General features: G+C 33.1%; 13 protein-coding genes. 6 read left to right on the forward strand and 7 right to left on the reverse strand.

The features are described 5' to 3' along the window. Window positions 1-152: 152 nt before the first annotated feature. The 3 genes from EF514_RS00395 to EF514_RS00405 are packed head-to-tail and all read left to right on the forward strand — an operon-like array spanning window position 153 to window position 2,780. Window positions 153-1,334: a carboxylate--amine ligase gene (locus tag EF514_RS00395; protein ID WP_127722688.1), complete on the forward strand. Its 1,182-nt coding sequence runs from the start codon at window positions 153-155 to the stop codon at window positions 1,332-1,334. Window position 1,335: 1 nt separating this feature from the next. Beyond that, on the forward strand, window positions 1,336-2,040 hold the full coding sequence (locus EF514_RS00400) for a gamma-glutamyl-gamma-aminobutyrate hydrolase family protein (RefSeq protein ID WP_127722690.1): 705 nt from the start codon (window positions 1,336-1,338) through the stop codon (window positions 2,038-2,040). Then, window positions 2,037-2,780, forward strand: coding sequence for a TraX family protein (locus EF514_RS00405; RefSeq protein ID WP_127722692.1), 744 nt, complete (start codon window positions 2,037-2,039; stop codon window positions 2,778-2,780). Before EF514_RS00400 ends, EF514_RS00405 begins: the two co-directional genes overlap by 4 nt. 31 nt (window positions 2,781-2,811) lie before the next feature. Here the strand turns inward: EF514_RS00405 and EF514_RS00410 are convergent, their stop codons facing one another. Then, a complete protein-coding gene (locus tag EF514_RS00410; RefSeq protein WP_127722694.1) occupies window positions 2,812-4,005 on the reverse strand; it encodes a MalY/PatB family protein in 1,194 nt (397 codons plus the stop codon). Window positions 4,006-4,212: 207 nt separating this feature from the next. On the opposite strand from EF514_RS00410, the gene EF514_RS00415 reads away from it, so the two are divergent. After that, window positions 4,213-4,743, forward strand: a complete 531-nt coding sequence (locus EF514_RS00415; protein ID WP_127722696.1) for a MarR family winged helix-turn-helix transcriptional regulator — start codon at window positions 4,213-4,215, stop codon at window positions 4,741-4,743. A gap of 18 nt (window positions 4,744-4,761) precedes the next feature. On the opposite strand, the gene EF514_RS00420 is transcribed toward EF514_RS00415, so the two are convergent. The 6 genes from EF514_RS00420 to EF514_RS00445 form a co-directional block, all read right to left on the reverse strand. Further along, window positions 4,762-5,277: a GNAT family N-acetyltransferase gene (locus EF514_RS00420; protein ID WP_127722698.1), complete on the reverse strand. Its 516-nt coding sequence runs from the start codon at window positions 5,275-5,277 to the stop codon at window positions 4,762-4,764. A gap of 407 nt (window positions 5,278-5,684) precedes the next feature. Continuing rightward, window positions 5,685-6,623: a bile acid:sodium symporter family protein gene (locus EF514_RS00425; RefSeq protein WP_127722700.1), complete on the reverse strand. Its 939-nt coding sequence runs from the start codon at window positions 6,621-6,623 to the stop codon at window positions 5,685-5,687. A gap of 353 nt (window positions 6,624-6,976) precedes the next feature. Beyond that, on the reverse strand, window positions 6,977-8,965 hold the full coding sequence (locus EF514_RS00430) for a CotH kinase family protein (RefSeq protein ID WP_127722702.1): 1,989 nt from the start codon (window positions 8,963-8,965) through the stop codon (window positions 6,977-6,979). A 12-nt stretch (window positions 8,966-8,977) separates the two neighbouring features. Further along, entirely contained in the window at window positions 8,978-9,649 is a 672-nt protein-coding gene (locus tag EF514_RS00435; protein WP_127722704.1) for a DUF4956 domain-containing protein, read from the reverse strand. Window positions 9,650-9,658: 9 nt separating this feature from the next. Next, on the reverse strand, window positions 9,659-10,333 hold the full coding sequence (locus EF514_RS00440) for a polyphosphate polymerase domain-containing protein (protein ID WP_127722706.1): 675 nt from the start codon (window positions 10,331-10,333) through the stop codon (window positions 9,659-9,661). A gap of 33 nt (window positions 10,334-10,366) precedes the next feature. Further along, complete coding sequence (locus tag EF514_RS00445; protein WP_127722708.1) at window positions 10,367-10,645, reverse strand: hypothetical protein; 279 nt, start codon at window positions 10,643-10,645, stop codon at window positions 10,367-10,369. Between the two features lie 128 nt (window positions 10,646-10,773). On the opposite strand from EF514_RS00445, the gene EF514_RS00450 reads away from it, so the two are divergent. Together EF514_RS00450 and EF514_RS00455 are read left to right on the forward strand one after the other, a co-directional pair. Continuing rightward, a complete protein-coding gene (locus EF514_RS00450) occupies window positions 10,774-11,448 on the forward strand; it encodes a response regulator transcription factor (protein ID WP_127722710.1) in 675 nt (224 codons plus the stop codon). Further along, window positions 11,445-12,695, forward strand: a complete 1,251-nt coding sequence (locus tag EF514_RS00455; RefSeq protein WP_127722712.1) for a sensor histidine kinase — start codon at window positions 11,445-11,447, stop codon at window positions 12,693-12,695. The genes EF514_RS00450 and EF514_RS00455 overlap by 4 nt, the downstream gene beginning before the upstream one ends. Window positions 12,696-12,727 lie beyond the last annotated feature (32 nt).

Consider the following 12,727-nt stretch of genomic DNA (forward strand, 5'->3'; position numbering starts at 1 on the left):
AATTTCACTTGTAAGTAATGTAAAGATTGTTAAAAAAATTCAGGTCCTTTGTAAAACACCTTTAATTTCAGATTGCGCTATTTGGAATTAAATTCTTTGATATATTTCAAAAAATGGTATAATACCATTAGTAATTATAGGGAAGTGATAATGTGAGATATAAATACAGAAACAAGGCAGTAGTTCTTGGAACCAACTACTACGTTGGACTTGGAGTAGTTAGAAACCTTGGAAGAAACGGAGTAAAGGTAGTAAGTGTGGATTATGCTGAATCCAACTACGGAATATCCAAGTACGTAAAAGAAAGATTAATAGCTCCCCACTACAAAGAACAGGAAGAGGAGCTGGTTCAGTTCTTAATAGACTATGCTAAAAAACAAACGCGTAAACCCGTACTTTTCCCCACAGCTGATTTATATGTGGAGTTTATGGAAAACAATTTTGATGCCTTAAAGGAATACTACCTATGGCCTAATGAACAAAAAGGACTACTTGCCAGCTTAATGGACAAGCAATCCCTTTTACAATATACGGAACCTCTTGGAATTAAAACGCCTGAAATAATTCCAATGGATGAGGAGAATTTATACTCCAAGGTAACTGAGGAGTTGGGCTATCCCTGTATAGTAAAACCCAAGGATTCAATGCCCTTTGTAAATAAATATAGAAGTAAGGTATTCTTTGTAAATTCTGAAGAGGAATTAATTGAAAAAATTGAAATGTGTAAGCGGGACGGTCAGGAAGTCTTCGTTCAAAAAATAGTAAAGGGTCCCGAGACCAATTGCTATTCCTTTGACGTCTATATGGACAAGGACCAAAATGTAGTAAGCTATATGACCACAAATAAAATCCGTCAATGGCCTGTTAATTTCGGAGCAAGTACCTATGCCCGTCAACACTATATTCCGGAATTATATGATATTTGCGTGCCTTTGTTTAAAAATGTAAAGTACAGAGGTTTTGCGGAAGTGGAACTTAAAAGAGATGAAAATACAGGTACTATTTATTTAATAGAGGTCAATGTTCGATTTGTAAACTTCGTTGAACTTCAATGTGCAATGGGTATGAATACTCCAATGATGTACTTTTTGGATTCCATTGGCGAACCTGTTGAAGGACCTATTATAGATGAGGATAAGGACATCTACTGGAAGTACAAATATGAGGACATTTCAGCAATAAAAAAATATTTAAATACTAAACAAATGACTTTATGGCAAATTATAAAGGATTACAGATTTAAAAAAGTCAGCTCTACTTGGGCCTGGGACGATCCTAAGCCGGGATGGACATTCTTTAAGTGGGCCATAGGTCACAAATTAAAAAGGAGTTAGTATGAGACCTTTAATAGCTATTACTCCCAGAGTAGACTCCAACTGGGAAAGTGTAAATATGAACAGTGAATTTTTCAATTTTCTAGAGGATTTGGGAGCAACTCCTATAATATTGCCCTATAACTACTCTAGGGAATCCATTGACAATATTTTAAATAAAGTTGATGGACTGCTCTTTACAGGCGGACACGATATAAATCCTATGTACTACGGGGAATTTCCCACAAGTAAGTGTCATATTATAAGTCCTAAAAGAGATGCCTTTGAAAGTGAACTTATGAGGGCTGCTATTGAAAAAGATATACCCCTACTTGCCATATGTAGAGGGATGCAGTTATTAAATATAGTTCAAGGCGGTTCACTCTATCAGGATATAGACAGCCAGTATAAAACCAGCTTAAAGCACATCAACGAGGAGCCCTTTGATAAATTAGTTCACAGTGTGGAGATTATAAAGGACAATCCCTTTGGAAGTGTTTTTAAAAAAGATCTGCTGGAAGTAAATTCCCTTCACCATCAGGCTATTAAAGATTTAGGAAGTAATCTAAAAGTTTTTTCCAAATCAACAGACGGACTAGTTGAGGGAATATATATGGAAGATAAAAAGTTTATATGCGGAGTTCAATGGCATCCGGAATTTCTATATAAAACCTGTGAAGATAATAAAAACCTACTGTTAAAGTTTATTGAAAGCTGCAAAATATGAAAGAAATCTCATTAAATAAAAATTTAAATGCCTTTCATTTAAAAATTATAGCAATTATTGCAATGCTGCTTAATCATTTGGGAAGCGGGTTTAAAATAGGGATTTCCCATCCCTATTTATACCTATTTACTGAGACCATAGGAAAACTAACCTTTCCCATTATGGCTTTTCTACTGGTGGAGGGTTTTTATCACACAAGGAACTTTAAAAAATATGCTCTAAGGTTAGCTGTTTTTTGGATAATTTCCATAGTTCCTTTTAAATTATATTTTTTTGAAAATAGGCCCTTTATCTTTACAGACTTATTTAACAATATAATGTTTACACTTTTAATGGGACTTTTAATGATGTACTGTCTACAAAAATATAAGAATTTTTCCTTTATTATAGTACTTATCTTTATGTTCCTAACCTCTTTTTCCGATTGGGGAATTTTTGGAATTATAATTATTTTTTGTTACTACAATATTAAAGATGAAGTTTTAAAGGTGGTAAATCCTACAATATTTGTAGCTCTTCCCACTATAATAATAACACTTTTGGCTAAGGTATCCGACCCTTCTTTCAGTTCCATCTATGTTATTGAGGGAATTGGTATGGCAGGAATATTTTTAACGATTCCTTTGCTTTTAAAGTACAATGGCGAAAGAGGCTATTCACCAAATTGGGTTAAGTATGGATTTTATTTATTTTATCCTCTGCACCTAACAGTTCTTTTAATAATCAGAAACTATATATAGAAGGAGTTTGCCCTTGGACAAACTCCTTTTTTTATTTATTTTCTTTTAACTTTACAAGTGCTTTATCAAGTCTTTCAAGCTCTCTTTTTATAACCCAAGTTGGAGCAGCGAGGTTTATTCTCTCATAACCATTTCCCTCTTCTCCAAAAATATATCCCTCATCTGTAAAGAACTGAGCCTCCATATGCATAAACTCTTCCAGTTCCTCATTACTTAAACCCAATCCGCTAAAGTCAACCCACTGTAGGTAAGTTCCCTCGGAAAGATAAGCCTTTATCTCTGGATGTCTCTCATCAAAAAAGTCCTTTACCATTCTTTGATTTCTATCTATTACGGGAATTAATTCATCTAACCATTTTTCACTTTTAGTATAGGCAAGTTCACAGGCCTTATATCCTAAAATATTTACCATTCTGCTTCGCATTGCAGCTAAGGCTTCTAGGTAGACACTTCGCATTTCTTCATTTTTAACTATTATGTTGGAAGTTGCCAGTCCCGCCAAGTTAAAAGTCTTTGACGGCGCCGTACAGGTAATAGTAATATTTTCTATTTCTTCAGATATACTTCCCATCATTATGTGTTTGTAACCGGGCATTATTAAGTCATTCCAAATTTCATCAGACACCAATACAATATCATTTTCCAAACAAATATTGCCGACTTTTTCCAACTCATCACGTGTCCAAACTCTTCCTACAGGATTATGAGGATTGCAAAATATCAATAATTTATTTTTAGGATCTCTTGCCAATTCTTCAAACTTGTCAAAATCAATAGTATAGTATCCATCAGTTTTTATAAGCGGACAATTTACAAGTTTTCTATTATTTGCATATATGGCATTTGTAAAAGGATAATATACCGGTCTGAAAATTATTACTCCATCGTCTTCTTTTGTAAAGGCATTTACCGCTGCGTAAAAGGCATTTACTACACCCGGAGTAGTTACAATCCAGTCTTTTTCTATGTCATAATTGTGTCTGCGCTTCATCCAAGAAATTACAGCTTCATGGTACTCCGGATAAGGTCCTGCATATCCAAGTATAACTTCATCTAAGTACTCCTTAAGTCCTTCTATTATTTCCGGTGCATTTTTAAATTCCATATCAGCAACTGATAAGGGAACTACATCCTCACTTACATTTGGATTCCATTCATACATCTGGTCCCACTTTTCAGACCCTTGTTTTTTTCTAGATACTAAAGTTTCAAAATCATATCCCATAGTAAACCTCCAATTTTTAAATTATTTTAGCCTTTAATTATTAAGCCCCTTAACTTTATTGTTATTATACCACTTTCTTCTTTGGTAAATCAATTAATATTATATATCTTCTTAATATGAGTAGACTTTTGATATTAGTTTAACATATTTCCCAAAAGTGTGGTATTATTAAAAACAAAAGTAAGTAAAAATTAGCGAGGTGAATTTGTGAACTTAGAAACTTTTAAGAGAGAAATACTGGATACTTGGATTGAGGGCGATGAATCAGAAGAATTTGTAAATGAAAAATATGCAATAATAGATGCCTTTGCAACAAATCTCTATGATTTCGTACTAACTTACTATAACTATATGAATCGAAGGAAGGATTATGGCTTGGGGAAACCTCTTACAATGGTTGAAGTACATATTCTTACAGATATAGGAGATAATCCCGGAACTACAGTAACTGAACTTGCAAAAAAATGGAAAAAAACCAGCAGTGCAATTTCTCAAACAGTACGCAGTTTATTAAAATTAAACTACATTAGAAGAGAAAACAGCACTACTGACGGAAAGGTCTTTTTCCTCTATGTTACGGAAGAAGGAGCTGATATGGTCCTTGCCCATAAAAAATATGATATTATAGATACTATTAAAACCAACAAAAAGTTGGCCAAAAAATTTACTGCGGAAGATCTTTTTTTATTTAATGAAATTTTAAAAGAATATACCGACTTATTAAATCCAAAACTATAAAAGCAGGCATGCCTGCTTTTAAAAATCCTCTGAAATCTCTCTATTCCATTCTCTCTTTAACACTCCCATCATAAAGCTGTCCTTATACTCTCCCATTGTATAAAAGTGTTCTCTTAAATAACCCTCTTCCTTAAATCCAAGCTTTTCATAAATATGAATGGCTTTTTTATTGTCCGTATCTACATAAAGGTAAACTTTATGCATATTTAAAATATCAAAGGCATAACTCACTATTTCAATCATGGACTTTTCTGCCAGACCCATACCCTTAAACTTATCGGTAATTATAACTTGAATTTCACAGTTTCTATGGATATAATCCAACTCCACTAATTCTACAATGCCAGCAAATACTCCCTTTTCCTCCACTACAAACCTTCGCTCGGACTCATCTCTTAAGTGTCTTTCATAGAGGCTTTCCAATTCACTAAGGGATTGGTAGGGCTCTTCAAACCAATAGGCCATAATTTTTAACTCATTATTTATTTTATGAACGTCTTTTAAATCTTTTTTCTCCAAAGGTCTTATGTGCATAATACTCTCCACTTTCTAATTTATTCTTTTATTTTACACTACTATTATGAAAACTATATTAAATTTTTAAAATAAGTAACCTTCCAATGTCAAACTAACATAAGAAAAAAAAGAGTTCTTAATTAATTCAACTTTTATTATAAAATATACAAGCGGGAAGGATGAAACTGAACATTAAATAAAGGGATACTATGAAAATAGTACCCCTCTAACTATTTAGAACCCTATCGTACAAGATAAAAAGTGCAGCTCTGCTAAAATAGGAATATAAATAGATTTCTCAAGCCAAGTAATAAATTGTCTTAAGAATTATAAAAAGTTTTTAAAATAAATTACAGATTATCAATTTTATATTATAGGTCAATTATAAGATTACTATAAAGTATTATAAAAATTTTAATTTTTTCTTATTCTTCGGCACGATTAGCCATTATATTGGCAAACAAAGAACCTGAAATGTTATGCCAAACACTAAATACCGCTCCCGGAATAGTAGCTAAGGGCATTGTGGCAAAGTGAGTAGCAGCAAGTGAAGTTGCAAGACCGGAGTTCTGCATACCAACTTCTATAGCAACAGTGACACTTTTCGCGCGAGACATTCCACATGTTTTACCAACTAAATAACCGGTTGCATATCCTAAAAGATTATGAAGTACTACCACAGTTACAATTAATATACCGCTTGTAAGAATCTTGGAAGCGTTAGCCGATACAACAGATCCAACTATCATAACAATTGCAGTAACAGAGACTAAAGGCAATACCTTTGTAACTTTTTCCGTAGTCTTGCCAAAGAAACGATTAACAATAAATCCCAGTGCAATTGGCAATATTACCACTTTTATAATTGAGAAAAACATACTGAGCATATTTACATCAACACGTTGTCCCGCATATAAATAGGTTAAAAAAGGAGTTAAAATAGGAGCCAATAAGGTGGAAATAGTGGTCATTCCAACTGATAAAGCCACATCTCCTTTGGCAAGATAAGTCATTACATTGGAAGAAGTTCCTCCCGGACAAGTTCCCACAAGAATAACACCAATTGTAAGTTCCGGAGATAAATTAAAAACCTTGGTCAATATAAATGCAATTAATGGCATTAAAATAAATTGTGCAAGCACACCAAATATTACATCTTTAGGTCTTGAAAAAACAACCTTGAAATCTGATAAGGTTAAAGTTAAACCCATTCCAAACATTACAATACCTAACAAAGTATTGACCCATGTAGTTTTTATCCAAATTAGTGCAGGGGGATAAAAAAGAGCAAGCGCTGCTACAACAAGTACAATTATTGACATATATTTCCCTACAGTATTACTTATTTTTTCTAATGATTTCATAATATCCTCCTAATTTCTAATTTTTCAGGGTCTCAGACCTCTAAAATTAATATGATTCCCATTATATTTCATTTGTTTGAAATAGTAAAGACAATACTGTATACCAAGGGATTTTTTAATACTTTAATAGAATTATAAATAAATATTATCCCTATTGGACTGAGCAATAAATTATCGCAGGTAATGAAAAAAAGCAGTGGCATAGCTTAGTACACCCATAATTACATATAATATCAGCTACCACTATAAACTTTAAAATAAATAACCTCCACTTGGGAGGCTATTTATTAACAGTCTTACTTAATTGCCAAAACAGGCGAGTATAGTAAACTTTTGAATTCAAAAGTTATAGCTTATCTGTGAATTTTAAATTTTTTTGCCACTATTAATCCGATTATTAAAATAAGCACACTTCCTAGTAAAAGGAAAATTTCATTACTATAGTCTTGACTTTCCACCTCTCCTTTAAAGCCTTGAAAATCATCAGGGAAAGTCCCATCTCCTCCGGGGAAATTTCCCGGAGCTTGAGGAACTTCTTCTCCCTTTTCCGGTTCATTTAAATTCGCCTCCCCCTCTTCTTTAAACTCTTCAACTTTAAATTTATCTTCTCTTAAAAAATTATTTTGCATTTCTCCATTTATTTCAGGATTTTCCACTTCATTTAGATTTTTAAATCCTACATTCTTCTGTAACTTTGCTGTTTCATTTTCCATATTTTCATTTTTATCACCTTCAATGGTTTCTTCCTCAATTTGAAAATTAAAATTCTCCTTTTGGACACCTCTATTCCCCCCAAAATTATTAGAGCCCATCTCAGTTAAATTTATGTGCGATGCATCTATTAAATTGGCACTGTCCATATTTTGCCCTTCTTCAGTTGAAGGAATTTCACCGCTTAATTGTCCTTGAATACTTTCTCCTCTAAGAAGAGAAAATTCTTTTAATTGACTTGAAGCCTTTATAAAATCATCATAATCTACAAATGCCGTAGGATCTTTTTCCACATAGGGTGAAATTAATTTTAAAGCCTTGTCAAATTCCTCTTCAAAAATTCCACTTTCAAAGTAATTTAAAATAAACTGGCTGAATAACTCGTGGTATTTTTTAAGATATTCTTCATTGGATAATAGTTGCCCCAACATAGGCCTATCTTCAAGGGTGGCGCCGAGAACAGGACTATCTATGGGATAATTTACCATGGCAGTGGAAATGGAAATATCTCCATCTCTTCCTGCTCCCATACTGAAAGCTCCAAAGGCAAGGTTGTAGTCCCATGCAATCATGGAAAGTCTGCCATCATATTCATATAGGTAGTAATTATGCATCATACTTCCCGTATAGCTGTCAAAATTTAATAGGTAATTATGGACTACAAAGTATCTCAATACTTCATCAATATCCAATATTTCCTCTAGGTTTTCACCTGTTGACAACTGCTTTAAAGTTGCTATTAATCTACTTTTGTCCCTATCGGTTATTTCAGTTTTAGCATTTTCAAAAATATTGGCATAGCTGCTAAATTCATCGTCACTGTATAGAAGTGCAACGTCACTTGCTCCTCTGTTCATTCCGCCCCTTGGTCCTATAAAATCCCCTTCTTTAAGCCTGTTTTCAAATTCAGATTTAAGATCCGGATTATTATCTAAATTTCCCCTTATACCTTCCTCATTTTTTTCAAGGTCTTCTTCATTAAATTTCACTTCTCTTCCACCAACCATATTCATGGAATCGGGCTTATATAAATTTCCCGTGTCCTTTCCATAGGTCCTGCTCATAAAGGAATCTTCAATGGCCTCAACTGCTAAGTAAAGTCCCCAATCTTTTCCATTTACAGTTATCCAAATAAAACTGCTAAGGGGTGAATCCACATCAAAGTAGTTCATCATCTGGTAGCTTAAATAATCTTTAAGATAGGTATTATCTTGAATTATATTGTTCAGCACCAATTTATCCAAACCCATATAGGTTTTTCCGTCTTCATAGTGGTCAAATTCAATTTTAAAGCTGTATCTATTTGAATCTGAATTGGAAACACTGCTTAAGGAGGAGTTTCCCTTAGTTCTAATTGCCACATTGTTTACATTGTTATTGTCTATTACCACGTTGCAGTTTACATATTCCTTATCTATTGCATTAGATAACATTGAGTTAAAATCATCTTCCTTTATTACTATATCCAAAGTGTGGACTGAATCTGTGGAAAAAAGAGATTTAACATAGGGCAGTTCACTGTCAGTCTTTGTAATACCTAAACTTTCACCTTTTAAAAATAGCAATGCAAGTAAAAACGTAGCTATCACTATTCCTAGGGAAATAATTGTGGTTTTATTACTTTTAGACATCTTAACCTCCCGCTAGCCTTCATAATCTCCGTTGTAGCTTACCAATACTACATTCTCCACATTTTCTTTTTGAGATAGTCTGTTTATAAAACTTGTATCCTCGGATTTAAGTCTTATTTCATAATTTAATTCTATTGCATTTTCTCTGACTATCTTACTTTTAATTTCACTTTTATCTACAAGAGTTTTTAATTCACTTAGTATCTCTTTTTCACATCTGTCGCCTGTACAATTAATAACTAAAATATAAGGGTTGTCATAGGTCTTTCTATTTACAAATATTAAAAGCACAATACCTATTGCAACACTTCCAAATACAGCTAAAGGAATCATTCCTGACGCCAAAACTATACCTGCTGCAATGGACCAAAATAAAAATACCAAATCCAAGGGCTCCTTTATAGCCGTACGAAAACGCACAATAGATAGGGCACCTACCATACCCAGAGAAAGCACAACATTACTGGTAACGGCTAAAATTACCAAAGTTGTAACCATACTAAGCCCTATTAAAGTAACTCCAAAACTGGAGGAATACATAACTCCCTTATAGGTCTTTTTATAGATTAAAAATATAAATACTCCCAATCCAAAGGACATAGTTATGGCAAGTACCATATCAAAAATTGAAACGCTGCTTACATTTTCTAAAAACCCTGATTTAAAAATATCATCAAATGTCATAATTTCCTCCTATCCGTATATACGACAATTAGCATACTTGGAACAAGCTGTTGATTGTCTATTTCCAAGTTGAACTATATCTCTAATAAAGCCGGGAAGAAATTCATCATATTTAACTTCTAAAATAATCTCTTCCTCTCCTGCCGGTATTGACACCGGGGCACCGCTAAAAAAATCAGTTACCCTCATTCCCCTACGTATATCTCTGTCAAAGGTTATGCGTACATTTCCCGCCGGAAATACAAAAGGCTCTCTATAGTATTGAACTATTGTCTTTGGTCTTAAAAGCTTACTGTTGTACTTGCTGTAAAATTCAATTAAAATCGGATCTTTGCTTTCCAACATCCAACTTACGTCTCCTTTAATAATTTTCTCCACTTCCTCTTTGCAGATTTTTTTTGATTCCTTGTAAGTTAAATTATTTATCTTACTCTTTTTTTCCAACTTAATAAGATTGTAATCATCGTTGTAATACCTTATTCGAAATTTCTCTCTATGGTTAACTCCATTTATTTTTTCCCTAAGGGCTTCATCCTTGGGAGTGTCAAAATATAGACTGCTTATTTTATACTCCCTTCTCCCCTTGGTATTTTTATCTCTTGGCAGTACTGAAATTAATTTTTTTCTTAAAACCATATAGTCTAAATAATTTAAATTATGTTTTAATTCATGTCTTCCCTTCATAAATAACCCCTCTTTTTAGATAGTTTAAGGAAATTAAAGTTGAACCTCCAAAATACAAACCTCCTCATCTCTTCCTCCTAAGTATTTAACATCTTTTTCTACTTTAATATTTCCACTTAATACCTCCTTTAAAATTTCATCTAAACCTTCATTTAAGTGATTAAAAACGGTTTTTACTTTATAATCCTTAAATTTTAAACTGGTTAAATATATATTTGATGTCAATCGCTTTTTAATTTCCTCACAATATAAATAGCTTTCCGCTACAATATTCATAAGTTTATATCTTTCAATATCAATTTTTAAAATCATTTACAAACTCCTTTCTCAAATTGATTTAGGACAATATTACTTAAGCTAACTTAAAAGTAGATTGAACTTCTTTTCAAGTTTAATTTAAGCTTCGTGCTATAATATTAATTAAAGTTAGGAGGTTTAATATGAAGTTACTTTTAATAGAAGATGAAAGACAACTATCAGATGCCTTAGTTGCTCTCTTTAAACAAAATAGGTATTCAGTGGATGTTGCCTATGATGGAGAATCAGGCGAAGAACAGGCTCTAACCGGAATTTACGACGTAATAATACTTGATATTATGCTGCCTAAAAAGAACGGATTACAGATTTTAACCTCTTTAAGAGAGGAAAATATCTCCACTCCCATATTGCTTTTAACGGCTAAATCCGAAGTTGAAGACAAGATAAAGGGCTTGGATTATGGCGCTGACGACTACCTTACAAAACCCTTTGTGGCAGATGAACTTCTTGCTCGAATTAGGGCCATAAGCAGAAGAAAGGAAGAATTTATAGGAAATGAACTTACCTTTAATGAAACCAAATTAAATAAGGATACCCATGAATTAAGTTACAAGGGAAACACAGTTAAACTTGGTTTAAAGGAATTTCAAATTTTGGAAATGCTAATGGAGAACAGCAAACAAATAATTCCAAAGGAGACTTTTATAGAAAAGATTTGGGGATTTGACAGCGACGCTGAATACAATACCGTTGAGGTTTATATATCCTTTATTAGAAAAAAGCTTCTTGCTATAAATTCCGATATGCAAATTAAAGCTACTAGAGGACTTGGCTATTCTTTGGAGGACCTACAGTGATACGCTCTTTAAAAATTAAATTTATTACTATAATAATGGGTGTTTTAACTGCTGTATTTATTGGAATCTTCGTAGTTTTAAACATATTTATGCAATCTAAAAGCTCGGAGCAGACGGGAAAACTTCTAATGTTAATAGCTCAACAGGACGGTGTGGAGTTTTTACAGGACTTTAGAAGAGATTACTTTAGAGATGACTTCTTTAAAAGTCCCGATTTTGGAATAAACACCTTGGACCTTTCCCCTGCTGCAAGGGCTTCCAGAATTTTTTATGTAAAAATAGATCAGTCCAACAGAGTTTTTGAATTTCACTTGGATATGATTACTGGGCTTTCCATAGAAGATGCTAAGTCCTACTTGGAAGATGCCCTTACTAAGAACAAGAAACAGGGATTTATAGATAATTTTCAATATCTAATTGCAGATAAGGACTACGGTAAAATGATTATCTTTGCCGAAAAAAGTATAGAAACTCAACTTTTAAACCAACTTATGGATGTTTCCTTAAAGGTTGCAATTTTCAGTCTTGCCATTTTCTTTATACTTTCCATCTACCTATCAAATTGGGCTATTAAACCTGTAAAAACAGCCTTTGAAAATCAAAAACAGTTTATTTCCGATGCCAGTCACGAATTAAAAACACCTTTAACTATAATTTCCACTAATGTAGATGTTTTGGAAAATGAAATAGGAAAAAATAAAAGGCTGGAGGATATTAAAAGCCAGACAAATAGAATGAATCTCTTAATTAAAGAGCTTTTATCTTTGGCTAAAACCGATGAAGGCAAGGCAGATTTGGAATTTAAAAACTTCAATGTCTCCCAGGCTATTTTAAACAGCTCTCTGGAATTTGAAAGCAGAGCCTTTGAAGAGGGAAAGAACTTGGAAATAGAAGTTAAAGAAAATATTTTCTACAAGGGAAATGAAGATAAAATAAAACAGCTTTGCTCCATATTAATAGACAATGCCATTAAACATTCTCAAGACAACGGAGATATAAAAGTCAGATTTAAAAAAGAAAGTTCTAAATTACATTTTTCCGTATATAATACGGGTACCGGAATTCCCGAATCGGAAAGGGAAAAGGTCTTTGAAAGATTTTACAGAAGCGACAGCTCCCGTTCAAGAGATACGGGCGGCTACGGTCTTGGACTTTCCATTGCAAAATCCATAGTTGAAATCCACAGGGGGAAAATTTATATTACGGGAGAGTATGGCAGCTGGATTCAATTTAATGTAATATTATAAACCCTCAATTGTTTAAGGGTTTATAAATGAAA

Origin of the sequence: Anaerosphaera multitolerans (assembly GCF_004006535.1) — a bacterium.
GTDB classification, from domain to species: Bacteria; Bacillota; Clostridia; order Tissierellales; family Peptoniphilaceae; genus Anaerosphaera; species Anaerosphaera multitolerans.

What these genes read in the sequence shown, in the direction of transcription:
- EF514_RS00400 (WP_127722690.1), top strand. Translation starts at nt 1,336, where the DNA reads ATGAGACCTTTAATAGCTATTACTCCCAGAGTAGACTCCAACTGGGAA.
- EF514_RS00405 (WP_127722692.1), top strand. Translation starts at nt 2,037, where the DNA reads ATGAAAGAAATCTCATTAAATAAAAATTTAAATGCCTTTCATTTAAAA.
- EF514_RS00410 (WP_127722694.1), bottom strand. Translation starts at nt 4,005, where the DNA reads ATGGGATATGATTTTGAAACTTTAGTATCTAGAAAAAAACAAGGGTCT.
- EF514_RS00420 (WP_127722698.1), bottom strand. Translation starts at nt 5,277, where the DNA reads ATGCACATAAGACCTTTGGAGAAAAAAGATTTAAAAGACGTTCATAAA.
- EF514_RS00425 (WP_127722700.1), bottom strand. Translation starts at nt 6,623, where the DNA reads ATGAAATCATTAGAAAAAATAAGTAATACTGTAGGGAAATATATGTCA.
- EF514_RS00430 (WP_127722702.1), bottom strand. Translation starts at nt 8,965, where the DNA reads ATGTCTAAAAGTAATAAAACCACAATTATTTCCCTAGGAATAGTGATA.
- EF514_RS00435 (WP_127722704.1), bottom strand. Translation starts at nt 9,649, where the DNA reads ATGACATTTGATGATATTTTTAAATCAGGGTTTTTAGAAAATGTAAGC.
- EF514_RS00440 (WP_127722706.1), bottom strand. Translation starts at nt 10,333, where the DNA reads ATGAAGGGAAGACATGAATTAAAACATAATTTAAATTATTTAGACTAT.
- EF514_RS00445 (WP_127722708.1), bottom strand. Translation starts at nt 10,645, where the DNA reads ATGATTTTAAAAATTGATATTGAAAGATATAAACTTATGAATATTGTA.
- EF514_RS00450 (WP_127722710.1), top strand. Translation starts at nt 10,774, where the DNA reads ATGAAGTTACTTTTAATAGAAGATGAAAGACAACTATCAGATGCCTTA.